29 protein-coding genes are annotated in these 25,568 nt (G+C 65.5%); 13 read left to right on the top strand and 16 right to left on the bottom strand.

What is annotated here, in order from left to right; all coding sequences use genetic code 11:
* Positions 1–25 precede the first annotated feature (25 nt).
* Entirely contained in the window at positions 26–799 is a 774-nt protein-coding gene (xth, locus tag Q9K01_RS00370; protein WP_305928234.1) for an exodeoxyribonuclease III, read from the top strand.
* A gap of 58 nt (positions 800–857) precedes the next feature.
* Here the strand turns inward: xth and Q9K01_RS00365 are convergent, their stop codons facing one another.
* The 9 genes from Q9K01_RS00365 to Q9K01_RS00325 form a co-directional block, all read right to left on the bottom strand.
* Positions 858–1,511 carry a cell wall hydrolase gene (locus Q9K01_RS00365; protein WP_305928233.1) on the bottom strand — a complete coding sequence of 218 codons (654 nt, stop codon included), beginning with the start codon at positions 1,509–1,511 and terminating at the stop codon, positions 858–860.
* Between the two features lie 217 nt (positions 1,512–1,728).
* A complete protein-coding gene (locus Q9K01_RS00360) occupies positions 1,729–2,064 on the bottom strand; it encodes a DUF1491 family protein (protein WP_305928232.1) in 336 nt (111 codons plus the stop codon).
* Between the two features lie 3 nt (positions 2,065–2,067).
* Positions 2,068–2,520, bottom strand: coding sequence for a PaaI family thioesterase (locus tag Q9K01_RS00355; RefSeq protein ID WP_305928231.1), 453 nt, complete (start codon positions 2,518–2,520; stop codon positions 2,068–2,070).
* 41 nt (positions 2,521–2,561) lie between these two features.
* Entirely contained in the window at positions 2,562–3,128 is a 567-nt protein-coding gene (gene hpf / locus Q9K01_RS00350; protein ID WP_305928230.1) for a ribosome hibernation-promoting factor, HPF/YfiA family, read from the bottom strand.
* A 74-nt stretch (positions 3,129–3,202) separates the two neighbouring features.
* Positions 3,203–3,898 carry a DNA polymerase III subunit epsilon gene (gene dnaQ / locus Q9K01_RS00345; protein ID WP_305928229.1) on the bottom strand — a complete coding sequence of 232 codons (696 nt, stop codon included), beginning with the start codon at positions 3,896–3,898 and terminating at the stop codon, positions 3,203–3,205.
* Between the two features lie 75 nt (positions 3,899–3,973).
* Positions 3,974–4,582 carry a dephospho-CoA kinase gene (gene coaE / locus Q9K01_RS00340; protein WP_305928228.1) on the bottom strand — a complete coding sequence of 203 codons (609 nt, stop codon included), beginning with the start codon at positions 4,580–4,582 and terminating at the stop codon, positions 3,974–3,976.
* Complete coding sequence (locus tag Q9K01_RS00335; protein WP_305928227.1) at positions 4,579–5,436, bottom strand: shikimate dehydrogenase family protein; 858 nt, start codon at positions 5,434–5,436, stop codon at positions 4,579–4,581. Before Q9K01_RS00335 ends, coaE begins: the two co-directional genes overlap by 4 nt.
* Positions 5,433–6,041, bottom strand: a complete 609-nt coding sequence (locus tag Q9K01_RS00330; RefSeq protein ID WP_305928226.1) for a Maf family protein — start codon at positions 6,039–6,041, stop codon at positions 5,433–5,435. Before Q9K01_RS00330 ends, Q9K01_RS00335 begins: the two co-directional genes overlap by 4 nt.
* On the bottom strand, positions 6,038–6,883 hold the full coding sequence (locus tag Q9K01_RS00325; RefSeq protein WP_305928225.1) for a pyruvate, water dikinase regulatory protein: 846 nt from the start codon (positions 6,881–6,883) through the stop codon (positions 6,038–6,040). Before Q9K01_RS00325 ends, Q9K01_RS00330 begins: the two co-directional genes overlap by 4 nt.
* Before the next feature lie 317 nt (positions 6,884–7,200).
* Here Q9K01_RS00325 and hemE point away from each other — a divergent pair, with 317 nt between their 5' ends.
* The 4 genes from hemE to Q9K01_RS00305 all read left to right on the top strand — a co-directional run bounded on the left by hemE (position 7,201) and on the right by Q9K01_RS00305 (position 10,678).
* Positions 7,201–8,217, top strand: coding sequence for a uroporphyrinogen decarboxylase (hemE, locus tag Q9K01_RS00320; protein WP_305928224.1), 1,017 nt, complete (start codon positions 7,201–7,203; stop codon positions 8,215–8,217).
* 33 nt (positions 8,218–8,250) lie between these two features.
* Positions 8,251–8,694, top strand: coding sequence for a CopD family protein (locus Q9K01_RS00315; RefSeq protein ID WP_305928223.1), 444 nt, complete (start codon positions 8,251–8,253; stop codon positions 8,692–8,694).
* Between the two features lie 204 nt (positions 8,695–8,898).
* On the top strand, positions 8,899–10,164 hold the full coding sequence (gene rho, locus Q9K01_RS00310; protein WP_305928222.1) for a transcription termination factor Rho: 1,266 nt from the start codon (positions 8,899–8,901) through the stop codon (positions 10,162–10,164).
* A gap of 100 nt (positions 10,165–10,264) precedes the next feature.
* Positions 10,265–10,678 carry a BLUF domain-containing protein gene (locus Q9K01_RS00305; protein ID WP_305928221.1) on the top strand — a complete coding sequence of 138 codons (414 nt, stop codon included), beginning with the start codon at positions 10,265–10,267 and terminating at the stop codon, positions 10,676–10,678.
* Here Q9K01_RS00305 and Q9K01_RS00300 read toward each other — a convergent pair.
* Genes Q9K01_RS00300 through Q9K01_RS00290 form a run of 3 tightly spaced genes read right to left on the bottom strand, consistent with a single transcriptional unit; the run spans position 10,675 to position 13,367 of the window.
* Entirely contained in the window at positions 10,675–11,073 is a 399-nt protein-coding gene (locus Q9K01_RS00300; protein ID WP_305928220.1) for a nuclear transport factor 2 family protein, read from the bottom strand. The genes Q9K01_RS00305 and Q9K01_RS00300 overlap by 4 nt on opposite strands.
* Positions 11,070–12,659 carry an FMN-binding glutamate synthase family protein gene (locus tag Q9K01_RS00295; protein WP_305928219.1) on the bottom strand — a complete coding sequence of 530 codons (1,590 nt, stop codon included), beginning with the start codon at positions 12,657–12,659 and terminating at the stop codon, positions 11,070–11,072. The genes Q9K01_RS00300 and Q9K01_RS00295 overlap by 4 nt, the downstream gene beginning before the upstream one ends.
* 9 nt (positions 12,660–12,668) lie before the next feature.
* Positions 12,669–13,367 carry a dienelactone hydrolase family protein gene (locus Q9K01_RS00290; protein ID WP_305928218.1) on the bottom strand — a complete coding sequence of 233 codons (699 nt, stop codon included), beginning with the start codon at positions 13,365–13,367 and terminating at the stop codon, positions 12,669–12,671.
* A gap of 95 nt (positions 13,368–13,462) precedes the next feature.
* Here Q9K01_RS00290 and Q9K01_RS00285 point away from each other — a divergent pair, with 95 nt between their 5' ends.
* From Q9K01_RS00285 to Q9K01_RS00260, 6 genes are read left to right on the top strand one after another with little or no spacing between them, the layout of a single operon-like run.
* On the top strand, positions 13,463–13,729 hold the full coding sequence (locus Q9K01_RS00285) for a DUF6489 family protein (protein ID WP_305928217.1): 267 nt from the start codon (positions 13,463–13,465) through the stop codon (positions 13,727–13,729).
* Between the two features lie 14 nt (positions 13,730–13,743).
* Complete coding sequence (gene mnmE / locus Q9K01_RS00280; RefSeq protein WP_305928216.1) at positions 13,744–15,024, top strand: tRNA uridine-5-carboxymethylaminomethyl(34) synthesis GTPase MnmE; 1,281 nt, start codon at positions 13,744–13,746, stop codon at positions 15,022–15,024.
* Between the two features lie 59 nt (positions 15,025–15,083).
* The gene (gene mnmG / locus Q9K01_RS00275; RefSeq protein ID WP_305928215.1) at positions 15,084–16,940 is read left to right on the top strand and encodes a tRNA uridine-5-carboxymethylaminomethyl(34) synthesis enzyme MnmG; all 1,857 of its coding nucleotides are present in this window, start codon (positions 15,084–15,086) and stop codon (positions 16,938–16,940) included.
* Positions 16,937–17,569: a 16S rRNA (guanine(527)-N(7))-methyltransferase RsmG gene (gene rsmG / locus Q9K01_RS00270; protein ID WP_305928214.1), complete on the top strand. Its 633-nt coding sequence runs from the start codon at positions 16,937–16,939 to the stop codon at positions 17,567–17,569. The genes mnmG and rsmG overlap by 4 nt, the downstream gene beginning before the upstream one ends.
* Positions 17,566–18,357, top strand: coding sequence for a ParA family protein (locus tag Q9K01_RS00265; protein WP_305928213.1), 792 nt, complete (start codon positions 17,566–17,568; stop codon positions 18,355–18,357). The genes rsmG and Q9K01_RS00265 overlap by 4 nt, the downstream gene beginning before the upstream one ends.
* On the top strand, positions 18,354–19,328 hold the full coding sequence (locus Q9K01_RS00260) for a ParB/RepB/Spo0J family partition protein (protein ID WP_305928212.1): 975 nt from the start codon (positions 18,354–18,356) through the stop codon (positions 19,326–19,328). Before Q9K01_RS00265 ends, Q9K01_RS00260 begins: the two co-directional genes overlap by 4 nt.
* Positions 19,329–19,418: 90 nt before the next feature.
* On the opposite strand, the gene Q9K01_RS00255 is transcribed toward Q9K01_RS00260, so the two are convergent.
* Both Q9K01_RS00255 and Q9K01_RS00250 read right to left on the bottom strand, forming a co-directional pair.
* Positions 19,419–20,315, bottom strand: a complete 897-nt coding sequence (locus Q9K01_RS00255) for a glycine zipper 2TM domain-containing protein (protein ID WP_305928211.1) — start codon at positions 20,313–20,315, stop codon at positions 19,419–19,421.
* Between the two features lie 113 nt (positions 20,316–20,428).
* Positions 20,429–20,914 (bottom strand): GAF domain-containing protein, encoded by a 486-nt coding sequence (locus Q9K01_RS00250; RefSeq protein WP_305928210.1) that lies wholly within the window; start codon positions 20,912–20,914, stop codon positions 20,429–20,431.
* A gap of 65 nt (positions 20,915–20,979) precedes the next feature.
* Here Q9K01_RS00250 and Q9K01_RS00245 point away from each other — a divergent pair, with 65 nt between their 5' ends.
* A complete protein-coding gene (locus Q9K01_RS00245; protein ID WP_305928209.1) occupies positions 20,980–22,461 on the top strand; it encodes a PQQ-dependent sugar dehydrogenase in 1,482 nt (493 codons plus the stop codon).
* Positions 22,462–22,464: 3 nt separating this feature from the next.
* On the opposite strand, the gene Q9K01_RS00240 is transcribed toward Q9K01_RS00245, so the two are convergent.
* Positions 22,465–24,204: an acyl-CoA dehydrogenase family protein gene (locus tag Q9K01_RS00240; RefSeq protein WP_305928208.1), complete on the bottom strand. Its 1,740-nt coding sequence runs from the start codon at positions 24,202–24,204 to the stop codon at positions 22,465–22,467.
* Between the two features lie 51 nt (positions 24,205–24,255).
* Between Q9K01_RS00240 and Q9K01_RS00235 the strand changes: the two genes are divergently transcribed.
* A complete protein-coding gene (locus Q9K01_RS00235; RefSeq protein WP_305928207.1) occupies positions 24,256–25,188 on the top strand; it encodes an L-threonylcarbamoyladenylate synthase in 933 nt (310 codons plus the stop codon).
* 13 nt (positions 25,189–25,201) lie between these two features.
* On the opposite strand, the gene Q9K01_RS00230 is transcribed toward Q9K01_RS00235, so the two are convergent.
* The gene (locus tag Q9K01_RS00230; RefSeq protein WP_305928206.1) at positions 25,202–25,534 is read right to left on the bottom strand and encodes a hypothetical protein; all 333 of its coding nucleotides are present in this window, start codon (positions 25,532–25,534) and stop codon (positions 25,202–25,204) included.
* Positions 25,535–25,568: the final 34 nt, after the last annotated feature.

Below are 25,568 nucleotides of genomic sequence, written 5' to 3'. Positions count from 1 at the left end.
GGCGCTTTGCGGCACAAGCGGGCCCATGAAAATCGCCACATTCAACATCAACGGGATCAAGGCCCGGCTCCCGCGGCTCAAGGAATGGCTCAAGGAGACGCGGCCGACCGTGGCCTGCCTGCAGGAGATCAAGACGCAGGACGAAGGCTTCCCCGCCGACGAGTTCGAGGCGCTGGGCTACAAATCCATCTGGCACGGACAGAAGGGCTTCAACGGGGTCGCGATCCTCGCCGACGGCATCGAACCGGTGGAGACGCAGCGCGGGCTCCCGGGCGATCCCGACGACGAGCAGGCGCGCTATCTCGAAGCCGACGTTGCGGGCGTGCGGGTCGCGTCGATCTACCTGCCCAATGGCAATCCCCAACCGGGCCCCAAGTTCGACTACAAGCTGACCTGGATGGAGCGGTTGCGCAAACATGCAGCTTCGCTCTGGGCGCAGGAGATTCCCACCGCGCTGGTCGGCGATTTCAACGTAATCCCCGAGGACAAGGACGTCTGGTCACCCAAGGCGATGGCGAGCGATGCGCTGATGCAGCCCGAGTCGCGCGACGCCTATGCCCGGCTGCTGGCCGATGGCTGGACCGATGCGGTCGACACGCTCAACCCGTGTGGCGGCGTGTGGACCTTCTGGGACTATCAGGCCGGTGCCTGGCCCCGGGACCACGGTTTCCGGATCGACCACCTGCTGCTCTCTCCCGAACTGGCCGACAGACTGTCGGCTGCGGGCGTCGACAAAGAGCACCGCGGGCGCGAGAGGGCCAGCGATCATGCGCCGGTCTGGGTCGCTCTAGAAGACTAGAAAACTAGAGGACTAGCGGCTGCCCCGCGTCCGAGCGACGCCAGGCAGCCGCGCCGAGTCAGCGATAGAAGATATGCGTGCTGATCCGGGCACGGGCCTGCTTGCTGCGGCTCCAGCTTGGACGGACGTAATTGGCGTGGAAATAAAGCGAATCATCGGCTTCGCTTTGCCACGTGCCCTGATGCGCAATCCGGGCGATAGCTTTGGCGCGTTGCCAGGCCGAGGAAGCCCGGCGGGGGCTCGGCATGCGGCCGTTCTTCACGAAGGAGAATTGCGACCGCTGATGGACGACACCGCAATAGCTCGCCGGAAACTGGCGCGATTCGGTGCGATTGATGATGACCTGCGCCACCGCAAGCTGGCCGGCCAGCGGCTCCCCGCGCGATTCGAAATAGACCGCGCCGGCAAGGCAGTGGAGCTCTTCGGACAGCGCACTGTCGGTCGGAGTCTGGGAGACGAGCTCCTGAAGCGAGCTGGCGCTTGCAGGGCTGTCGGAAACTTGGGGGTCCGAAAGATCGGAAAAATCGTCGGCCGGCGAGGCTTCCGGGACCGGCTGAACCACCGGCTTGGCGACGAACACCGGCATCACCTCTTCGGGGAGCTGGATCGATTCGGGCGCGGGGCCGGAATCTTGCGCAAAAGCGCCGGAGGTTTCGGCTCCGGCGAAGGTAAGTACTGTGCCTGCGGCTACGGCCGCCACAGTGGCAGTCATCGTCTTGCGAACCATTTTTTTTGCAGTACTGTGCGGTGGATGGACCCGACGCAGACTGGAACCGGGCGCATGAAAAGGAGCGCCACTCAAAACCGGTTCGTCACGGGCCTGCCGGCCACCCCCCGTCTGCGCGCTTGCCGATCGACCCTATTGCCGCACCAGCCGCCTGCGCTCACGAAGTGGCCGGGCAGATAGTCTCAAATGAAATCATGTCAAGTTAACCCGGCAGCGAAGCGACGAAGCGGTCTGCACCGTCGATATCCAGCTCGATGATCCAGCAATCGGCATCCTGAGCCGCTCGACGAGTCACGTATTCTTGAATTTTGTTCGGTTTTTCAGCATCTTCGTCCATGATTGCCTGGAAGCTGCGTCCTCCGTCGAGCTGCGGCATACGTTCCCACAGCCGCGCATTTCCGCCCCGTTCCATGGTTAATATGAGGATGGTGCCCGCGTCCCGCTCGCCGCGCGACAGCACGGTTGCGAAGCCGCCTTCCGCTTGGGCGCGGCGCAGAATTCCCCCCGCCTCGAGATGCGTCGGGAGCCGCGTGACCATGCTTCACCCCTCGGCGGGGACATAGCCGGGCAGGCTCGACAGGGCGATTCGCGAGCGCATGAAAGTGCCCGTGCCGCGCCCGATCTCCTCGCCGCTGCTGTCGACCAGCCGCGCTTCGGCCACCAGCACCCGCCGCCGGCCGCTGATCCAGCGACCCTCGGCCACCACCTTGCCCGCGCGGACCGGCTTGGTGAAATGCAAATTGAACGAGGTGGTGAGCAGAAACCGGTCGGTCGCGAGCGTGTTGGCGGCATAGAAGGCGGCATCGTCGAGCATCTTGAAATAGATCGTCCCGTGCGCCGCACCCGCCGCGTGATAGCTCGCCTCGGTCACATCGAAGCTGATCCGCGCGCTTCCTTCGCCGAGTATCTCGAGCGAGGACTCGAATTTCGCGTTGATCGGCGCCGAACCGTACAGCCGCTCCAGTGCGCGGTAGTGCGTATCGGCGCCGCTCATCGAAATCCTTTCCTTGCCCCCGCTTGGTCGACCCATGCGCCTCAGCGCGGCTCGACCCAGCCGATCGTTCCGTCGCGACGGCGATAGACCATATTGTGCCGGCCGCTGGCGGCGTTCTTGAAGAACAGCGCTCCGGTATCGCGCAGATCGAGCATCATCACCGCATCGGCCACGCTCGCCTCGGGAATGTCGGCGGTGGTTTCCGCGACCACGGGGGGTGAATCGGCCTGTTCGGCGTCTTCCTCGATCTGCGGAGCCGCGAAGATGGTGTAACCGGCCTGCTCTTCCATCTCCGTCGGAACCGGCTGGGCATGGCGGTCTTGCACCCGGCGCTTATAGCGGCGCAGCTGCTTTTCCATCTTGCCGGCGGCCTTGTCGAAGGCTTGGTGGACGTCGTGTGCCTCGGCATGCGCCTTGAGGATCAGTCCCTTGTTCACATGCGTCACGATATCGCTGCTGAACGCTCCGCCCGAGGGCTTGCCGAAAGTGACATTCGCCGAAAGCGCGCGGCTGAAATATTTCTCCACCATGCCGTTGAGCCGGTCGGTAACGTAATCCTGCAGCGCGCTGCCGGTATCGATCTGGTGCCCAGAAACGCGGATATCCATAGCAATCGTTCTCCTCATTGGTCCATGCAGATCCCGATCCGGCCCCGCCCGCCGGAATTCCCGTGACGGCCCGGCTAGCGCTGCCAGAGCGGCTGTTGCATCTTTGAAACAAAGGCTGCGTGACGCGCCAGTTCCTCGATGGAAGCCGAATGCGGGCGCGGCGAGCGATATTCTCCGGTCGGTGCCGGGCGCAAGCGCGCCTCGCTCAGACCTTCGGGAGCCGCCGTTTCGATCTCGGCAGCCAGAGCCAGACCGATCTGCCGCCCTCCCTTGAGCTCGATATAGACCTGCGCGAGCAATTCGGCATCGAGCAGCGCGCCGTGCTTCACCCGGTGGCTCCGGTCGATCCCGTAGCGCGAGCACAGCGCGTCGAGCGAAAGCTTGGCGCCCGGATGGCGCTTCTTCGCCAGAGCCACGGTGTCGATCATCCGGGTGAGGCACACCGCCTCCAGACCGCACAGACCCAGCTCGGCATTGAGAAAGCCGAAATCGAACCCGGCGTTGTGGGCAACCAGCGGAGAATCGCCGATGAATTCGAGCAATTCCGCCGCGCCATCCCGGAACAGCGGCTTGTCGGCGAGGAAGATCGCCGAAAGCCCGTGGACCGCTTCGGCGCCTGCGGGCATGTCGCGTTCGGGATTGTAATAGGCGTGGAAGGTCTGCCCGGTCGGCACCAGATCGACCATCTCGACGCAGCCGATCTCGACCATTCTGTCGCCGGTTTTCGGGTCCAGTCCGGTGGTTTCGGTATCGAAGACGATTTCACGCATTGCTTAGTCTATCGGCGCGTTTCGCCATGGATTCAAGGCGGGGATTCAAGGCACGAATTGAAGGGGCGGACCGCGTCAGGACGAGGACCCGCGTTCCCCCCGGAGTCGCTCGATCAGCGCGCGGACCTGCTGCTCGGTTTTTGCCAGCGGTACGCCAGTGGGGATCACATGGTCCGCCTGCGTGCGCTTGTCGGCATCGGGGGTCTGAAGCGAGAGGATATGCGCGAATTTGTCCGCAGTCATGCCCGGTCGCGCCAGCACCCGCGCACGCTGGACATCGGCGGGCGCGGAAACCACGATGATCTGGTCGACCTGGCTCGCGCCGCCCTTTTCGAACAGCAGCGGAATATCGAACACCACCATCGGCGCGCCGCCGTGCTCGATCAGGAATTCACCGCGCCGCGCGGCCACTGCGGGGTGGACGATCGCCTCGAGCCGCGCGAGTGCCGCCTTGTCGCCGAACACCTGTTCCCCGAGTGCATCGCGTTTCACGCCTTCGGGACCGGTGCTGCCGGGAAACGCCGCCTCGATCGCTTCGACGAGCGCTCCGCCCGGTCCCTGCATCGAGCGCACGACCGCATCCGCATCGAACACCGGAACGCCCGCGGCCTCGAACATGGCGGCGACGGTCGACTTGCCCATGCCGATCGAACCGGTGAGACCCAGGATCAGCGGGCGCGTCACGCGGAGAGCCTTGCGCGCAGTTCGGCATCATGCCTGCGTGGCGGCGGGGTGCCAAAGAAGCGCTCGAAGGCCCGCGCTGCCTGGCCGATCAGCATGGCGAGCCCGTCGATGGTGGCGAAGCCAGCCGCGTGGGCATCCCGCAGGAAGCGGGTCTCCACCGGATCGGTGACGATATCGTAGGCGATGGATCCGGGCGGGGCGTGGCTCCAGTCGAAGGCCAGCGGGGGTTGGCCGCGCATGCCGAGCGGGCTGGCGTTGACCACCAGATCGCAACAGCCCGCACGATCGTCGAAAGCGAAATCGGTGCCATCGCTGAAGGTCGTCAGCGGAACGGCATGATGCTCGCCCTGGGGAGCGAGTTCGTCGAGCAGCAGGCGCGCCTTCTCGGGGTCCCGCCCCGCCAGCACTAGCGTGAAGCCTTCGCTGGCCAGACCCGCCACGATCGCGCGCGCCGCGCCGCCCGTGCCGATCACCCGCGCCATCCTGAACAGGTGCCGCTCGCCAAGCCGCTCGGCCAGCGGCTCGAGAAAGCCGCCGACATCGGTGTTGCGGCCGATCAGCGCGCCATCTTTCGCACGGTGGACGGTGTTGATTGCGCCCACTCTGCGGGCGAGCGGTTCGACCCGGTCCACCAGCGCCATCGCCGTCTGCTTGTGCGGCATGGTTATGTTGCAACCCAGCCAGTCCGGGTCGCCCCGGCGCATTTCGAGATATGCCGCCAGACCTTCGGGCGCGACGCGGCTTGCACGATACTCGCCGACGATCCCGAGCTTCTCCAACCAGAAGGCGTGAATCGCGGGCGATTTGGATTGCGCGATCGGATCGCCGATCACCTCGGCATAGGGCGTGTTCATGCGGGCAGGGTTCCCCGCTCGCGCAGCGCTGCCAGCACCTGCAGCAGCGGCATGCCGAGCACGGTGAACTGATCGCCCATGATGCTCTCGAACAGCTGCACGCCCCGGCCTTCGATCCGGAACACCCCCACGCAATAGGATACCGCGGGCCATTCGGCATCGAGGTAGGCCGCGATGAAAGCTTCGCTCAATTCGCGCACCCGCAGCCGGGCGAAATCGGACCCGACCCAGAGGATCCGGCCGTCCTTTGCCAGCGCGGCCGCGCTGTGGAGAGTCATGGTCTTGCCCGAGAAGAAGCGCAGATGCTCGACGGCCTGTTCGCGGCTGGCGGGTTTGTCGAAGCGGCGCCCGCCGACCTCGACCAGCGAATCGCTGCCCAGCACGGGCATGCCGGGATGCGCCGCCGATACCGCCGCCGCCTTGGCCGCGGATAGCGCCTGGGCGATCTCGTCCGCCAGCGCGCCGTGCATCTCGGCCTCGAGCGCCCGCTCGTCCACATCGGGAGCGACGATCTCGAAACGCAGTCCGGCCGCTTCCAGCATCGCCTTGCGCGAGGCACTGCCCGAGGCGAGGATCAACCCGCTTCCCTCCAGGCCGCTGCTCATATCGGTTTCACCCCTTCGAACAGCGTATCGTCCCGGCGCTGGCGCTCCCCCAGCAGCCTGATGATCGCCGCGGCGGTTTCCTCGATCGAGCGGCGGGTGACATCGATCACCGGCCAGCCATTGTCGGCGAACATCCGCCGCGCGAATTGCACCTCGGTGGTGACGCGTTCGGAATCGACATAGGAGGTCTGGGTGCGCTCGTTGAGCGTCAATAGACGGTTGCGCCGGATCTGCACCAGCCGCTCGGGCGCGGTGGTCAGACCGACGATCAGCGGATGACGCAGGTTGAACAGCGAGGGCGGCGGCGGGCTTTCGACCACCAGCGGGATATTGGCCACCTTGTAGCCGCGATTGGCGAGGTAGATGCTGGTCGGAGTCTTGGAAGAGCGCGAGACCCCGGCAAGCAGGATATCGGCCTGCTCCCAATTCTCCCATCCGACCCCGTCATCATGCGCGATGGTGAACTGGATCGCCTCGACGCGGTCGAAATAGGCTTCGTCCATCAGATGCTGGCGTCCGGGCCTTCCTTGCGCCTCGCGCCCCAACGCGGCCTCGAGCGCGGCGGTCACTCCATCGAGGACCGGTACCGCATTGAGCGAAAGATGACGGCAATGCTCCTCGAGTCGCGCGCGCGTCTCCGGATTGACCAGCGTATAGAGCACGATGCCGGGATTGGCGGAGAGCTCGGGCACGATCCGGTCGAGATGCTGGCGCGACCGGACCATCGGCCAGAAATGCCGCTCCACCTCGGCGTTCTCGAACTGGGCGATCGCCGCCTTGGCGATCATCTCCAGAGTCTCCCCGGTGGAGTCCGAAACGAGATGGAGATGGATACGGCTCACTGCGGTTCCCGGCCCTGTGGAGAAGAGCCGGCATAAACCACGGGACAGACCTGCCGACAAGTTCGGAGCGGATTCCATGCCCGTTGCCAGTCCATTGCTCCCGACGCTTGTCGACAGCCCGGAAGGGATGTGAACAGGCTGGGGACAGCAGGCATAAGTATGACTCGACTCCGCCGCGGCGGCGATTCGGATCGGCTGGCGAGCCTTTGCATCGCGGGAGAATTCGGGCAGGGGCCCGCTATGCCCGATCTCCACAGGGCCAACAGACTCCATCATCTCTATTTATAATACTTATTTTTTTGGATTGGACTCGCGCGATGCCCGGTCTCCTGCTCGACACTCTCGCCGGCAAACGCGCGGCCAGACCGCCCGTATGGCTCATGCGGCAGGCGGGGCGCTATCTGCCCGAATACCGCGCTTTGCGAGCCGAGAAGGGCGGGTTTCTCGATCTCGTCTACGACAGTCCCGCTGCGATGGAGGTGACGCTCCAGCCGATCGAGCGCTTCGGCTTCGATGGCGCGATCCTGTTCTCGGACATCCTGATCGTGCCCCACGCCATGGGCCAGCACCTGGAGTTCCTGGCGGGCGAGGGCCCCAAACTGTCCCCGCGATTGGTCGATGCAGCGCTCGAGAGCCTGCAGCCCGATCTCACCCGCTATGAGCCGGTCTACGAGACGGTGCGGTTGTGCCGGGCACGGCTGAGCGATCAGGTGACCATGCTCGGCTTTGCAGGTAGCCCGTGGACCGTCGCGACCTATATGGTCGCGGGCGAGGGCAGCCGCGATCAGCACGATGCACGCGCGCTAGCCTATCGCGATCCGGGGGGGATGCAGGCGATCATCGATGCCATCATCGGGCATACGATCGATTATCTTTGCGGCCAGGTCGCGGCGGGGGCCGAGGCGATCCAGCTGTTCGACAGCTGGTCTGGGAGCCTGGCGCCGAGCGAGTTCGAACGCTGGGTCGTGGCTCCCAACGCCCGGATCACCGCGGCCTTGCGCGAGCGGTTCCCCGAACTGCCCGTGATCGGTTTCCCCAAGGGAGCGGGCGAGAAACTGCCCGCCTATGCGCGCGAGACCGGCGTCCAAGCGGTCGGGGTGGACGAGACCATCGATCCCCTCTGGGCGGCGCGCGAACTGCCCGAGGGCATGCCGGTGCAGGGCAATCTCGACCCGCTGCTGCTGCTCGCGGGGAGCGATGAGCTCGAGCAGCGCTGCCGCGTCATCCTCGACGCCTTTGCCGACCGGCCGCATGTGTTCAACCTCGGCCACGGCATCGACCGCCGGACCCCGATCGCCCATGTGGAGCGGCTGCTCGCCTGCGTCAGGGGGTGACGCGGACAGGCAGGCTGCCTAGATGGGCGGCCGATGCAGGAAATTCTCTCGATGACCTATTACTGGCTGAAAGCCGGGCACCTGATCTTCGTGATCTTCTGGATGGCGGGGCTGTTCATGCTGCCGCGCTTTTTCGTCTATCATCAGGAGGCACCCACCGGGTCCGACGAGGCTGCGCGCTGGGTCGAGCGCGAGAAGAGGCTGCTCAGGATCATCCTGACGCCATCGCTGGTGCTGGTGTGGCTCCTGGGGCTGGCGCTGGTCGTCACCACCGGCGCGCACACGCAGGGCTGGTTCCACGCCAAGCTGCTGCTGGTGCTGGCCTTGTCCGGCTATCACGGCTGGATGAGCGCCTATGCCAAGAAGCTGGCGCGCGGCGATTACGCGCTCAGCGGTCGCAAGCTGAGGCTGCTCAACGAGGTCCCGGGTGCGGCTGCGGCGCTGATCGTGGTGCTGGCGGTGATCAAACCCTTCTAGCCGTCGGCAGACCACGTTTGCGCTTTGTCGATTGACGCAGGCGCAGTGCGGTCCTAATTCCGCATCCATCCTACCGGTTGCAGGTCCCGCTTTTCGACGGGACCGGGTCCGCTTTCCCCAAGCACGTTCTGCGCATCGCCTCAGGACAGACAGACTTTCCGGTCAGCACACGATTGCCATTCCCCTATTGTTCGAGACACTTCCATGCATCTCAAGGATCTGAAAGAGAAACCGCCGGCCGATCTGGTCGCGATGGCCGAGGAACTCGGGGTCGAGGGCGCGTCCACGATGCGGCGCCAGGATCTGATGTTCTGCATCCTTCGCGAACTGGCCGAGGACGAGGAATACGAAGAAAAGATCATGGGGATCGGCACCATCGAGGTGCTTCAGGACGGCTTCGGCTTCCTGCGCAGCCCCGAGGCCAATTACCTTGCCGGGCCGGACGATATCTACGTCTCGCCCAATCAGGTCCGCAAATGGGGCCTGCGCACCGGCGATACGGTCGAAGGCGAGATCCGAGCGCCGCGCGAGGGCGAGCGCTATTTCGCGCTGACCAAGCTGACGCAGGTCAATTACGACGATCCCGACCAGGTTCGCCATCGCACCAATTTCGACAATCTCACCCCGCTCTATCCCGACGAGAAGCTCTCGCTCGACACGCTCGATCCGACCGTGCTCGACAAGTCGGCGCGGGTGATCGACATCATCTCGCCCCAAGGCAAGGGCCAGCGCGCGCTGATCGTCGCGCCGCCGCGGGTCGGCAAGACCGTGCTGCTGCAGAACATGGCCAAGGCCATCACCGACAATCACCCCGAGGTGTTCCTGATCGTCCTGCTGATCGACGAGCGCCCCGAGGAAGTCACCGACATGCAGCGTTCGGTCAACGGCGAGGTCATCGCCTCGACCTTCGACGAGCCCGCCAACCGCCACGTCCAGGTCGCCGAGATGGTCATCGAAAAGGCCAAGCGTCTGGTCGAGCACAAGAAGGATGTGGTGATCCTGCTCGATTCGATCACCCGACTGGGCCGCGCCTACAACACCGTGGTGCCCAGCTCGGGCAAAGTGCTGACCGGCGGCGTCGACGCGAACGCTCTGCAGCGTCCCAAGCGCTTCTTCGGCGCGGCGCGCAACATCGAGGAGGGCGGATCGCTCTCGATCATCGCCACCGCGCTGATCGATACCGGCAGCCGGATGGACGAGGTGATCTTCGAAGAGTTCAAGGGCACCGGCAACTCCGAGATCGTGCTCGACCGCAAGGTCGCTGACAAGCGCATCTTCCCCGCGCTCGATGTCGGCAAGTCCGGCACCCGCAAGGAGGAACTGCTGGTCGAGAAGGACAAGCTCTCGAAGATGTGGGTGCTGCGCCGCATCCTCATGCAGATGGGCACCATCGATTCGATGGAATTCCTGCTCGACAAGATGAAGGATTCCAAGACCAACGAGGATTTCTTCGAGACGATGAACCAGTAGGTGGTGCGCGCAATCGCCACCCGGTCACCGGCGCGGCGATTGCGGTTAACCGCTTGCTAGGGAAAATCGTGCAAGTCACTGGCGTATAAAGGATTACGCCATGGAACGCATTGTCTACACCAGCCGCGCTCGCACCGATCTGGCCAGCGACGAGGTCTTCAGGATCATCGAGACCTCGGCGCGCAACAACCCTGCGCGCGATGTGACCGGCTTCCTGATCTTCAACCAGAATCGATTCCTTCAGCTGGTGGAAGGCGAGCGGCAGGCGCTCGACGAATTGCTCGGCGTTCTGAAGCGCGACCCGCGTCATTGCGATCTGGCGATCCATGTCCGCGAGCCGGCGATTAAGCGGTGCTTCCCGAACTGGCGGATGCGCCGTCTGGGATCGGCCTCCGAGGGCGGCGCGGAAATCCTGCACATCCTCGCCGAGCGCGACATCGGGCCGCAATGCATGCAGCTGGTGGGCGAGTTCCTGACCTATTCCGAGGTCGTCTCGCAGAAGCGTTCGGCCTAGCGCTTGCTGCGCTCCAACTGCGCGGCCATCATTTCCCAGACCTTGTTCACCGCCTTGAGCGGTCGGACCATGACCTTGAAATCCCGGATCATTCCGTCTTCGTCGAAGCGGATGATATCGACGCCGTTGACCGCGATCCCCTCCATCTCGGTGGTGAATTCGAGCATCGCGTTCTCACCGTCCACCAGCTCGCGCACATAGCGGAAACTGTCGTTGCCCAGCGTCTGGCCCGCCGCCGCGAGATAGGCGACGACCAGGTCGCGGCCGCGCTGCGGCGTGTGCACGACGGGGGAATGGAACACTGCATCGGGATGGATGATCGCTGCGAGATCCGCGGTCGAACTGCCGTCGGCGAGCACCTTGTGCCAGCGAGCGAGACCTTCTTTCGTCGTCATTCCACTCTCCTGAAGCTGTCGGCGCGTGCAGCCTGCCAGTGACGCGCCAAGGGGGTGGCGTCGGCATCCTGCAGCAGCGCGCCGGGTTCGATGAAGCTGTAGATCCGGTCGACCGCGTCGGACCTGGCACCGTTGAGCCGCTCGCGCATGTCGTGCGGTTTGATGTCCCATGGCGTCTCGAGCCCCATCGCGACCACGATTTCCCGCAGCGATTTGAGCGTGGCGCGATGGAAGCGCGCCACGCGCGGGGCCTTTTCCTCGACCACGAGCCCGCGCTGGCGCCATTCCTCCTGCGTCGCGACTCCGGTCGGGCAATGGCCGGTGTGGCAGTTCATCGACTGGATGCAGCCCAGCGAGAACATGAAGGGGCGGGCGGCATTGCACCAGTCTGCGCCGAGCGCGAAGGATTTCGCCATCTGCGCGCCCGAATGGATCTTGCCCGCCGCCGCGATCCTGACCCTGTCGCGCATGCCGATCCCTACCAGCATGTTGCGCACGAAGATCTGTCCTTCGCGCAGCGGCATGCCGACCGAATTGCTCAGCTCGAGCGGCGCGGCGCCCGTTCCGCCCTCGGCCCCGTCGACGGTGATGAAATCGGGGTGCATCCCGGTTTCCAGCATCGCCTTGGCGATCGCGAAGAGTTCGTGGGGCTGGCCGACGCACAGCTTGATCCCGACCGGCTTGCCGCCCGACAGTTCGCGCAGATCGGTAAGGAACTGGAGCATCTCGATCGGGGTGGAGAAGGCCGGATGGGCGGCGGGAGAGACCACCGTCTCGCCCACCGGCACGCCGCGGGCCGCAGCGATCTCCTCGGTGACCTTGGTGCCCGGCAGCACGCCGCCGTGGCCCGGTTTGGCACCCTGGCTCAGCTTGACCTCGATCATCTTGACCTGATCGGTGTCGGCATTGTCGCGGAATTTTACCGGATCGAAGGAGCCATCGGGATGGCGGCAGCCGAAATAGCCGCTGCCCAGTTCCCAGATCAGATCGCCGCCCGGCTTGCGGTGATAGCGGCTGATGCTGCCTTCGCCGGTGTTGTGAGCGAAGCCACCCATCGCCGCGCCGGCGTTGAGCGCCTCGATCGCGCTGGCGGAGAGCGAACCGAAGCTCATCGCGGAGATGTTGAGCAGCGAGGTGGTATAGGGCTTCGAGCAGGTGCCGGCACCCACTTCGACGCTCCAGAATTCGGGAATTTCGTCGCGCGGGACGATCGAATGGCCCAGCCATTCGTACTCCTCGGAATAGACGTCGAGTTCGGTCCCCATGGGGTGCGAATCGAGATCGCCCTTGGCCCGGGCATAGACCAGCGCCCGCGCCTGGTGGCTGAAGGGCCGCCCCTCCAGGTCGCTTTCGACGAAATAGGCCTGCGCGAAAGGGCGCAAATCCTCCGCCAGCCAGCGGATGCGCGCAAACAGCGGATAATTGCGCCACAGCGTATGCTTGCGCTGGAAGAAGTCCCACACCGCCACGCCGGTGATCGGGACGAGCAGCCACAGCGCCCAGTGCAGCGGCGGGACGAGCCAGGCGGCGGCAACCAGCGCAAGCAGCAGCGCGGGGATTACATAGCGTAAAGGTAGCCGGTCCAAACCCGGCTCCTAGAGCAGATGCTCCTCGAAGAATTCCGCAGTGCGCTTGTCGGCCAGCTGCGCTGCCTGCTCGGCACGGCGCTTGCCGAATTCGGTCGCGAAGCCGTGGTCGAGGCCTTCGTAATCGTAGAGCGTCACCTTGGGGTGGTCGTCCAGACCTTCGTGCATCGCCTTCTGCGTGTCCTTGTCGACGAAGCCGTCCTCGGTCGGAATATGCAGCAGCAGCGGATGGGCGATGGCTTGCTTCTCGCGCAGCAGACCGTCGATGCCGACACCGTAATAGCCCACGCTGGCGTCAACATCGGTGCGCGCAGCGGTCATATAGGCGAGCCTGCCGCCCAGACAGTAACCGACGCAGCCGACCTTCTTGCCGCCGCTTTCCTTGCGCGCCCAGGTGATCGCAGCCTCGATGTCGCGAATGCCCTGATCCTGGTCGAAATCGCCCATCAGCTCGAGCGCACGCTGGAACTCGGGTTCGACATCGGGGTCGAGTTCGATCCCGCGCTCGAGCCTCCAGAACAGATCGGGCGCCACCGCCAGATAGCCTTCCTCGGCCAGCCGATCGCATTTGCGGCGGATGCCGGCGTTGATCCCGAAGATCTCCTGGATCACCACGATCGCGGCCTTGGGTGCGTCGGCGGGGCGGGCGACATAGGCCTTGAAGCTGTCGTCGCCGGCCAGGGTCGCAATCGAAACGGTCTCGCTCATCGGTCTTCTCTCCTTCGGGGGAATTTCGCTGTGCGCTTGTCTCGCGCGCTTTGCAGACCCAGATAGGCTGCACAAGAACTAACGGAGGAAGCCCGATGAAGGTCCATGTGGAAATCGATTGCACGCCCGAAGAGGCGCGCGCCTTTATGGGGCTGCCCGATGTCGGCAAGGCCAATGCGGTCTATGTCGACATGATGGCGGGCGCGATGAAGGGCGTTTCCGACACCGACAAGCTGCAGGAATACGCGCGCCAGCTCGCCCCGATGGGGCAGGCGGGCTTCAAGCTGTTCCAGAGCTTCATGGAGGGGGCGAACGCGAACAAGCCCTCGTCGAAGCCGGGCCCGGACGAATCCAAGACCTAGGCGCGGCAGACCGCTTGCCCAGCGATACCATCTTCGCCGTCTCGAGCGGCGCGCCGCCGGCTGCGATCGGGATCATCCGGATCAGCGGGGCTTTTGCCTCCGCTGCGGTCGAGGCGCTGGCAGGACGGCTGCCCGCGCCGCGCCAGGCGAGCCTGCGGGCCTTGCGCGATACCGAGGGCGAAGTGCTCGACCGCGCGCTGGTGCTGTGGTTTCCCGGCCCTGCGACCGCCACCGGCGAGGATCTCGCCGAGTTTCACTGTCATGGGGGCAGGGCGGTGCTCGCTGCGGTGGAGCGCGAGTTGGGCAAGCTCGAGGGCTTGCGCAAGGCCGAGCCTGGCGAGTTCACCCGCCGCGCCTTTTCCAATGGACGCATCGATCTCGCCGAAGCCGAGGGCCTGGCCGATCTGCTTGCGGCTGAAACCGAATTGCAGCGCCGTTCGGCGCAGGCAGCGCTGGGCGGCGCGATCTCGGGGCAGGTCGAAAGCTGGCGCGCTGCGGTTCTCCATCTTGGCGCGCAGGTCGAGGCGAGTCTGGATTTTGCCGACGAGGACGATGTCGGGGATTTGCCCGAGAGCTTCTACGGCGAAGTCTCTGCGCTGGTGGGCACGATGGGCGAGTGGCTCGCGCGCCCGGGAGTCGAACGGCTGCGCGACGGCGTCAGGGTGGTTCTCGCAGGGCCACCGAATACCGGTAAATCGACGCTTTTCAACGTTTTGGTCCGCGAAGCTGCGGCCATCACCTCGCCGGTCGCCGGGACCACCCGCGACGTTATCGAGCGTCCGGTGGCCTTTGGCGGGGTCCCCTTCCTGCTGGTCGATACCGCGGGGCTGCACGAGGCCGGCGGCGATACGATCGAGGCGATCGGCATGGACCGCGCGCGCGAGCAGCTCGAGCGGGCCGATATCGTATTGTGGCTCGGTGGTGAGGGCGATGGTCCGGCGGGCGCGCTGGAGATCCAGTCGCGCGCCGACGAGACCGGGGACCCGGGCAAGCAGGCGCCCGACCATGTAGTTTCGGCTGTAACCGGAATGGGGCTCGCCGAGCTCGAAGAAGATTTGATTGCCCGGGCTCGGGGGCTGCTGCCGAAGCCGGGCGCCGCAGCGCTCAATGCGCAGCAGCGCGAGCGGGTGGGCGAGGCGGCCACGGCGCTTGGAGTGATCGCACCGGGCACCGACCTGCTGATCATCGGTGAGAACCTGCGGCAGGCGCGGATTTCTTTCGATCGGCTGCTCGGCCGAGCATCGACCGAGGACATGCTCGATGCGCTGTTCGGGAGGTTCTGCATCGGCAAGTGATGTTTCACGTGAAACACGCGCTTTGACCTGAGGCTTTTGCTCGACTAATCCGCCAGCAGATGGCGCAATTCGATATCATCGTGGTGGGCGGCGGACACGCCGGGGTCGAAGCGGCGGCGGTCGCAGGGCGGATGGGCGCGCGGGTGGCCCTGGTAACTTTCGATCTCGAGACGGTCGGGGCGATGAGCTGCAATCCCGCAATCGGCGGCATCGGCAAGGGCCATCTGGTCCGCGAGATCGATGCTCTGGACGGGCTGATGGGCCGTGCCGCGGATGCTGCGGCGATCCATTACCGCATGCTCAATCGCTCGAAGGGAAGCGCCGTCTGGGGTCCGCGCGTGCAGGCCGACCGGGTGCTGTTCCGCGCGGCGATCCAGCGGATGCTTCCGGTGCAGGGCGACATCGAGATGATCGCGGGCGAAGTGGCGGCCCTGCGGCTAAGCGGCGGACGAGTGGTCGGCATCGACCTGGCCGATGGTTCCACGTTGGCCGGCGAGCGCGTGATCCTTTGCACGGGCACCTTCCTCGGCGGCATCCTCTATCGCGGTGATGTCCGGCAAGAGGGCGGCCGCGTCGGAGAGGCCGCGGCGCGGCGCCTGGCCGAACAGTTGCGCGAAGCCGAACTTCCGATGGAGCGGCTCAAGACCGGGACTCCGCCGCGGCTCGACGGTCGCACGATCGACTGGTCGCAGCTTGAAGAGCAGCATTCGGACGGCGAGGAGTGGACGATGTCGCCGCTCACGCCAGCGCGGATCAATCCGCAGATTTTCTGTGCCATCACGCGCACCAATGCGCGCAGCCACGAGATCATCGCGGCGAACCTCCATCGTTCGCCGTTGTTCTCGGGCGCGATCGGGGCACAAGGGCCGCGCTATTGCCCCTCGATCGAGGATAAAATTCATCGCTTTGCCGATCGGGAAGGACATCAGGTCTTCCTCGAACCCGAGGGGCTGGATACCGCCACCGTCTATCCCAATGGTATAAGCACATCGCTGCCAGAGGATGTGCAGCTCGCGATGTTGCGCAGCATGGCGGGGCTCGAACGGGTCGAGATGATGATGCCCGGCTACGCGGTGGAGTACGATCACATCGATCCGCGAGCGCTGGGTTCGGATCTGCAGACCAAGGCAATTCCCGGGCTCTATTGCGCCGGCCAGATCAATGGCACGACGGGCTATGAGGAAGCGGGAGCACAAGGCTTGGTAGCGGGGATGCACGCGGCCGCCGCAGCGATGGGCCGGGAGCCGCCACGGCTCGACCGGGCGAATTCCTATATGGCAGTGATGGTGGACGACCTCGTCCTTCAGGGGGTCAGCGAACCCTACCGCATGCTGACCTCACGCGCCGAATACCGCCTCCGACTGCGCGCGGGAAATGCGCCCTCGCGCTTGACGGAGGTGGGTATGGCAATTGGTTGCATCGGTAACCAGCGCGCCGAGTGGTTCACGCGTCGCGAAGACCAACGCCGCGACTGGACCGATGCCTTCGCGCAGGTGCTCGGTCCCACGCAGCTGGTGAAGGAGGGCTTGCGGGTGAAGCCCGACGCAAGCCCCAGGACTCTTTCCGATTGGGTGAAAGGGGGCATCGTCGGCTTGGAAGAACTCCGCTCGCTTACCTCCGAAGCGCTCCGATGGGACGAAAATCTGGCCGTCGAGATGGTCGAAGACGCGCAATACGCACCCTATCTGGCGCGGCAGGAAGGCGAATTGCGCGATCTGCGCGCCAGCGAGGCGATGGCGCTCCCTCCCGCCTTTCCCTACCACCAGGTCCCTGGGCTTTCCAACGAGATGGTCGAGCGGCTGGCGTCGGCCACGCCAGCGACGCTCGGGGCGGCTTCGCGCGTTCCGGGCATTACGCCGGCGGCGCTGGCGGCGGTGCTGGTCCATGCCCGCAAGCTGGTCGGAGCAGAGGCGTGATCTCCGGCGAACAGGACGCGCGAGCCTTCGTCGTGGCTCGCTGCACGCCCGAGGCCGTGCAGCGTCTCGACGCGCTGGCCGAGTTGCTCACACACGAAAACGCTCGGCAAAACCTAATCGCCAAAGCTACCGAAGCGAGCCTATGGACCAGACACTTGGCGGATTCGGCTCAATTGGTCGATCATGTTTCACGTGAAACCTCGGGGCCCTGGCTTGATCTTGGCTCGGGTGCCGGCTTTCCCGGCCTTGTCATCGCGATCATGCGGCCCGAATGGCCCGTCCACCTCGTAGAGTCGCGCAAACGCCGAATAGAATGGCTGCAGACCGTTTCGCGCGAATTGCGGCTGGAGAATTGCCGTGTCGAAGGAAAGCGCCTCGAACTCGTGGGGGATTTCGAAGCTTCCGTGATCAGTGCGCGAGCCTTCGCCCCGATGACCCGGCTGCTCGATCTGTCGGCGCGCTTCTCCACAAGTGACACCATTTGGCTGTTGCCCAAGGGGCGTTCCGCGGCGCAAGAAGTCCAGACCCTGCCGCGACGGCTGCGCTCGATGTTCCACGTGGAACAGTCGCAGATCGATCCGGATGCCGGGATCGTGGTGGGTAGGGGCAAAGTGGAGCTAGAGCAGTGATCACGATTGCGATTGCCAATCAGAAGGGCGGGGTGGGCAAGACCACCACCGCCATCAACATCGCCACCGCGATGGCCGCGACCGGGTGGAGGACGCTGCTGATCGATCTCGATCCGCAGGGCAACGCTTCGACAGGTCTCGGTGTCGACAACGCGCATCGCGAATACACCAGCTACGATCTCCTGCTCGAGGAAGCGACGCTCGACCAATGCGCGCAGGAGACCGATATTCCCGGGCTCGACATTGTCCCTGCGACGCAGGATCTTTCCGGCGCGGAGATCGAATTGGTGCAGGTCGAAGACCGCACCGCGCGGCTGCGCCAGGCGCTGGTTACAACGGGCAAGGGCGGTTTCTCGTCTTACGACGTCTGCTTCATCGATTGCCCGCCATCCCTGGGACTGCTGACGCTCAATGCGATGAGTGCCGCGGATACGATGATGGTGCCGCTGCAGTGCGAATTCTTCGCGCTCGAGGGTCTCAGCCAGCTGCTGCAGACGGTCGAACGCGTCCAGCAGCGGTTCAATCCCGAGCTCGGCATCGTCGGGGTGGTGCTGACCATGTTCGACCGCCGCAACCGGCTGACCGATCAGGTGGCGGACGATGTCCGCGACTGCCTGGGCCCCTTGGTGTTCGAATCTGTCATTCCGCGCAACGTCCGCCTATCCGAAGCGCCGAGCCATGGAATGCCCGCATTGGTCTACGATCACCAATGCGTCGGCAGCCGCGCCTACATCGCCCTGGCGCGCGAATTGATCGGGCGTCTGCCGGAAAAGAGGAAAGCCGCATGAGCGACGGAGCCGAAGCCGCCAACAAGGGTGCGGTGCGCAAGCGCAAGCTGGGGCGGGGGCTCGGGGCGTTGATGGGCGAAGTCCAGCGCGAGGAGCCGCTGGTACGGCGCGATGCGCATGGCGGCACCGCAGGCGGGTCGGCGCAATCGGACGCAGCGACTGCCGCTGATGGATTGAGAAGCCTCCCGATCGCCTCCATCTCTCCGCTCGCGGGCCAGCCGCGGACCCATTTCGACGACGCCGCGCTGAGCGAGCTCGCCGCTTCGATCGCGGCTCGGGGGGTGATCCAGCCCATCATCGTCCGCCCCAAGGGCGACGGAAGCTTCCAGCTCGTCGCGGGCGAGCGTCGCTGGCGCGCGGCGCAAAAGGCGCGGTTGCACGACATCCCGGCAATCGTCCGCACGCTCGACGATCGTGAAGTGATGGCGCTGGCCCTGATCGAAAATCTTCAGCGCGAGGACCTCAACCCGGTCGAGGAGGCGCGCGCCTATCATCGCCTCTCCGAAGAGGAAGAGATGACCCAGGCGGAGATCGCCGAAATGGTCGACAAATCGCGCAGCCACGTCGCCAACATGCAGCGTCTGCTCGCGCTCCCGGACGAAATCCTGGCGCTGCTCGCCGACAGTGCCCTGTCGATGGGGCACGCCCGCGCTTTGATCGGCCACGACGATGCCGTAGCGCTCGCTCGCCGCGCGGTGAAGGACAAGCTGTCGGTGCGCGAGGTGGAGAAGCTGGCGCGCAATGCCGGTGAGACCAATGCCAGGCCGAGTGCGGCCAATCGTTCCAACGGCAGCGCCCCGTCGACCGACGCCGATATCGTCGCGGTGCAGAACCACCTCGAGGAATTCCTCGGAATGCAGGTGCGGATCACCTCGGAAAGCGACACGTCGAAGGGCGCCGTATCGATACGCTACCGCAGCCTCGATCAGCTCGACCTGCTTTGCCAACGGCTGACCGGCGGCGAGATCTAAGCAATACAGGCGATTACCCGGGAGACCTGCCGAAAAGTCGCGCGGCGCAACCGGATATCCGGGCGTTTTTGGAAGCAATCGCGCAGGCGATTACGGCTGCGAAACCACATATTCGCGATACACCGCCTGCTGCGCGACGGGCACCGACACGGGAACGAGCATATATTGCTGTCCCGCCACGGTCGACGTGGGCGCGGGATGGTTGCTGGCGCGGTTCATGTAATCGTCCAGATAGGCGCGGCAGTCGTCATACGCGCTGCGGCCGCTGCGCGCGTCGGCGCGATCGTCGATAGCGTCGCCCACCGCCAGTCCGGCCAGCGCACCTGTTCCCGCGCCAATCAGCGTCCCACCAAGGCGGTCGCCGCGGCCGGCGACCCGATTGCCGATCAGCCCGCCGGCCGCCGCGCCGATCAAGCCGCCCAGCACCTGCCCGCGGTCGCTGTCTTCGTAGGTGTTCAATCGGGCGCTGCATTCATCGAGCCAAGCGTTGCGATCGAAGCTGACCAACTGGCCTCCGCCGGGTAGATAGCCCTGCTGCGGCGTGCCGGCGGTGTAGCCATATTGCTGTGGAGCGGGCGCATAGCCGTAGCCATTTGCAGGTATCGAACGGGAGGCGACGACATAGCCAGCCTGCCCTTGCGGCGCCTGAGAATAGATGACCGGGGCGGAGGCGGGATAGGCATAGGTAGGCTGTGGTGCGGGGAGGATGATCTGCGGTGTGGCGCGTTGAACCGGCGCATCGCGCGATGGGATCACCCGTCGCGCGGCTATACGAGGTTCCGCCGTTTCGTAGATCACCTCATCGTCATCGATCGGCACTGTCGTTTCGACCGGCTGGCTGACCACCGCATCCCGCGCCATCACCGGTGCCGGGACCGCGTAGAGATATTCCCCGTCCTCGTAATAGATCTGCTGCGCCGCGACGGGCGTGGCGGCAGAGGCCGCGCAACCCAAGGCTACCGTGCCGAGGAGGAGACGAGTTGCCATGGAGAATACCTTTCGCGAATCTGGACGGTTGGTTGACGAAAGGTTTATCACTTTTGCGCTTCCCCCGCAAAAGTCCGGTCCGTGGCTTGTCCCGCAGCGGGGCGGTTTGCCCGTCAGATGCGGTCGGCCAGCATCGCGGCGAGCGCTTCGATCCCGGCCTGGTCTTCGGCATCGAAACGCGCCAATTCGGGGCTGTCGAGATCGATCACCGCAATCACTTCGCCGGCGCGCACGACCGGCACGACCAGCTCCGAACGCGTATCGCCGTCGCAGGCGATATGGCCGGGAAAGGCGTGGACATCCTCGACAAGTTGCGTCGCGCCGCCGCTCTTCGCTGCGGCGCCGCATACCCCTTGGCCGACGGGAATGCGGATGCAGGCCGGGCGTCCGACGAAGGGACCCAGCACCAGCTCGCCCTCCACCATGCGGTAGAATCCGGTCCAGTTCACCTGCGGCAGGAACTCCCACAGAAGCGCCGCGACATTGGCCATGTTCGCAACGCCGTCGCGCTCGCCAGTTGTCAGCGCCTCGGCGGCCTGCAGCAGATCGTGGTAGAGGTCGGGCTTGGCCGTTTCGGCAGCGGGTTTGAAATCATACATGGTCAAGGCTATTTAGGCCGCGATCCCATTGCCGCAAGCCGCGCTCTGTCATAGAACTGCGCAGCATGACCACCGGCAAGAAAATCCTCATCGCGATCCTCGTCCTGATCCTGCTGTTGTTGTTCGCGGCGGCGTTCCTGCTGCAGGGCGATCGCGCCGATCTTTCGGTGGAGGCGGTCGCAGGGACCGACCCGACCCTGCAGGAGCCCGACGCGGAGGCTTTTCCCACGGTGCAGATCGCAGAACCGGTTGGCTGGGCCCCGGACGAGGTGCCGCAGGCTGCCGAAGGTCTGGCGGTCACGCGCTTCGCCGCTGGCCTCGATCATCCGCGCACCCTCCATACGCTGCCCAATGGCGATGTGCTTGTCGCACTGACCGGCAAGCCGGGTACCAAGCCCGACGACGCCGACCCTTCCATCGGCACAAGGATCGAGAACTTCATCGCCGGTCTGCTGATGGGCAAGGCCGGCGCCGGGGGCGATCCGGCCAATGAGATCGCGCTGCTGCGCGACACCGATGGCGATGGCCAGGCCGAAGTCAGCGAGACGCTGCTCGATGGGCTCGATTCGCCTTCCGGAATGGCCTGGCGCGATGGCACGCTTTACGTCGCCAATCACGATGCGGTGCTCGCCTATCCCTACGAGCTCGGCGCGAGCCAGGTGTCGGGCGCACCGCGCAAGCTGATGGATCTGTCGCCGGGCGGCGGCCATTGGATGCGCAATCTCGAACTGCATCCGGAAAAGGACCTGCTCTATGTGGCAGTGGGTTCGGTCTCGAACATCGGCGATCAGGGGATGGAAGCCGAGGAGGGGCGTGCGCTGATCTGGGAATACAATCTCGAGACGAATACGCAGCGGGTTTTCGGTGCCGGTCTGCGCAATCCCAACGGGCTCGATTTCAATCCCTGGTCGGGCGAGCTGTGGACCACGGTCAACGAGCGCGACATGCTCGGCTCCGATCTGGTGCCCGACTATCTCACCAATGTGCCGCTGGGCGCGCAATATGGCTGGCCGTGGGTCTATTGGCGGGACAATATCGACCAGCGGGTCGATGCACCGATGCCTGCCTACCTCACCGAATATGCACGCCGGCCCGAATACTCGCTGGGGCCGCATGTGGCGGCGCTGGGACTCGTGTTCACCGAACAGGGCGCACGCATGGGCGAACGATTCAGCCAAGGAGCCTTCATCGCGCAACACGGCTCGTGGAACCGCAAGCCGCCGTCGGGTTACAACGTGGTTTATGTGCCTTTCGACGAGCGCGGCAATCCGCAGGGCAAGCCGGTGCCGGTGCTCGCAGGATTCCTCCAGGACGAGGGCACCACGCGCGGGCGGCCGACTTGGGTCGAATGGGCCGAGGACGGCTCCTTGCTGGTCAGCGACGACACGGCGGGGATCATCTGGCGGGTCTTCGCGCCGGGCGCCGAGCCCACCGGGGAAATAGTCCGACAGCGCTCGGGCCGTCTCCCGCCGCAGCGCGAGCTGGTCGGGGGCGTGAGGGCGACCTTCGGCGATGAAGACTACGCCCGCGAGCAACCCGCGCAGTAGGCCTCAACCGAGCAGCGCCTCGGTGCTGACTGCATAGAGCGTTTCGGCACCTGCGATCGCGCTCGCCTTGAGCCCGCTCGCTTCGGGAACGATCCGGTCGAGGAAGAAGCGCACCGTGGCGGGTTTGGTCGCCGCCAGCGCGGGGGCTGCGCCCTCGTTGACCGCGGCCAGCTGCTTGCTCAGCTGCCAGCCGCCTACCGCCACTGCCATCATGGTGCAGAAGGGCACGCTGCCCGCCAGCCGGTCGTCGAGGCTGGCTTCTTCGCGCATCCAGCGTGCCACCGCGGCGCATTCGCCCGCCAAGGCGAACAGCGCAGGCTCGGCGGAACTGTCGCGCGCGATCTCCTCGAGCAGACCGATCAGCGCCTGACCGTCTTCGAGCCCGAGCTTGCGCGTGACGAGATCTGCGGCCTGAATGCCGTTGGTGCCCTCGTAGATCGGCGCGATCCGCGCATCGCGCCAATGCTGCGCGGCGCCGGTTTCCTCGATGAAGCCCATTCCGCCGTGGATCTGGATTCCGAGACTCGCCGCCTCGACCCCGACATCGGTCCCCCAAGCCTTGAGCAGCGGGACCAGCACTTCGGCGCGCCCGGCGGCATCGGTGTTCCCCAGCGTCCCGCGATCGACCTGTCCGGCGGTGTAATAGAGCAGTGCGCGCACCGCCTCGGTCAGCGCTTTCATCCGAAGCAGCATGCGTCGCACATCGGGATGCTCGAGGATCGCCACCGGCGTGCGATCGGGCGAACCCGCCCGCGCCGACTGGATCCGGTCGGCGGCGTAATCCTGCGCCTGCTGCGTCGCTCGTTCGGCGATCTGCACCCCTTGCGTGCCGACATTGATCCGCGCGTTGTTCATCATCGTGAACATCGCCATCAGCCCGCGGTTCTCCGCGCCGACCAGCTCGCCGATGCATTCGTCGTTGTCGCCATAGCTCATCACGCAGGTGGGCGAGGCGTTGATCCCCAGCTTGTGCTCGAGGCTGACGCAGCGCAGATCGTTGCGCGCGCCCGGCGCACCGTCGTCCTTCACATGATATTTGGGCACCACGAACAGCGAGATGCCGCGGCTCCCCTCGGGCGCGTCGGGCAGCCGCGCGAGGACGAGGTGGACGATGTTCTTGGCGAGTTCGTGATCGCCCCAGGTGATGTAGATCTTCTGGCCCTTGATACGGTATTTGCCCGCATGTTCGCCCTCGGTGATCGGGGTGGCGCTGGTGCGCAGCGCGCCGAGGTCCGAGCCCGCCTGCGGCTCGGTCAGGTTCATCGTCCCCGACCATTCGCCGCTCACCAGAAGCGGCAGGTATTTCGCCTGCAGCGCCTCGCTGCCATGATGCTCGAGCGCCTCGATCGCGCCGACGCTGAGCATCGGCAGGAGGTTGAAGGCCATGTTGGCAGTGCCGAGATTTTCCAGCACGTTGCAGGCGAGCGTGAAGGGAAGCCCTTGGCCGCCGAAATCGGCCGGGCTGGCGATCGAATTCCAGCCCTGCTCGACATAATGTTCGTAAGCCGCGGCAAAGCCCTCGGGCAAACGGACCAGGCCGTTCTCGAGCCTGGCGCCCTCAAGGTCGCCGATCCGGTTGAGCGGCGCCCATTCGCCCGCGGCGAACTGGCCGACGCCCTCGACGATCGCCTCGACCATGTCGGGCTCGGCGGCGGCGAAGCGCTCGCTGCGCGCCAGTTCCTCGATTCCGGCATTGACGCGGATGGCGAGCAGCTGGTCGGCGGTGGCAGGCGAATAGGTCACGGTGAGCAATGTCCTCTTGGCAATAGGCGCCAGCGAATATAGCGCTCTGGCATGCGCGGCAAGAACGCTACGGAACGGGTGCCGGCGGATGCCGGTGGAATCGCGCGGGCGGCGCGAATCCTCCACGAGGGCGGCCTGGTCGCGGTTCCGACCGAGACCGTCTATGGCCTAGCGGCGCGCGCCGACAACCCTGCCGCAATCGCGCGGATATACGAGGCCAAGGGGCGACCCAGCTTCAATCCGCTGATCGTCCATGTGGCGGGGATCGCGGCAGCGCAGCGGCTGGCGAGGCTCGATGAGGCCGCGCTCGCGCTGGCCGAACGCTATTGGCCGGGGCCGCTGACGCTGGTCTGTCCGCTGCGCAGCGATGCGGGGCTGGCTCCTGCGGTCACCGCCGGCCTGCCGACCGTGGCGCTGCGCCAGCCGGCGCATCCGGCAATGGCCGCGCTGCTCGGAGCGGTCCAATTCCCGCTCGCCGCGCCGTCTGCCAACCGCAGCGGCTTCGTCAGCCCGACGAGCGCCGAGCATGTTCTGGCGACGCTCGATGGGCGGATCGATCTCGTGCTCGACGGCGGCGAATGCGCGAACGGGCTCGAATCGACGATAGTCGCGGTCCGTAGCGACGGACGGATCGAGACGCTGCGACCCGGCCCAATCGAAGTCCCTGGCGCGGTCGCGGTAGGACCCGCCGAGGGAATCGAGGCTCCCGGCCAGACGCTCAGCCACTACGCTCCCGGCAAGCCGGTCCGGCTCGATGCAGTCGTGCGGGAAGCCGATGAATATTTAATCGGCTTCGGCGAGATCGCGGGCGATTGCAGTCTCTCGGAGGCCGGAGATCTGCTCCAGGCGGCGGCGCGGCTCTACGCCTGCCTTCACCGGGCCGCACTGGCGCCTCAGCCGCGAATCGCGGTCGCGCCGGTTCCGACAAAGGGCCTCGGTCTCGCGATCAACGACCGCCTGCACCGCGCCGCAGCCCCGATGTAGGGCCCGGTCCGGATCAGTCGTCCTCGGGCTGGTAGGGGATGGTCGGGATGATCTGCTGCATTTCGGCATAGGTGTCGCGCGCATCGTCGCAGGCGCGGCGGTTGCCATCCTCGCAGGCGTCGAGCTGCTTCTCGTAAGCGCGCTCGAGCTTGCCCAGCCGTTCTTCCTGGCGGCGGATTTCCCGGCCACGTTTCTCGTCGCTTTCGGATTGGCTGGTGGTCGCCAGATCGACGCCCTTGCTGACCACCCGTACCGGGGCGGTGGCGATATCCAGCGCGGTCTTGGCGAGGCAACCGCCCAGCGCGGCGGGGAGCAGACAGGCAAGCAGAAGATGGCGGCGAAGCATGGCGAAAATCCTTTCGCTTGCTGCCTAGCCTGTT

This window comes from Qipengyuania benthica, from assembly GCF_030717865.1.
GTDB lineage: Bacteria > Pseudomonadota > Alphaproteobacteria > Sphingomonadales > Sphingomonadaceae > Qipengyuania > Qipengyuania benthica.
Note: the sequence above shows the minus strand (reverse complement) of the source record. Positions and strands in the feature narration are given on the sequence as shown.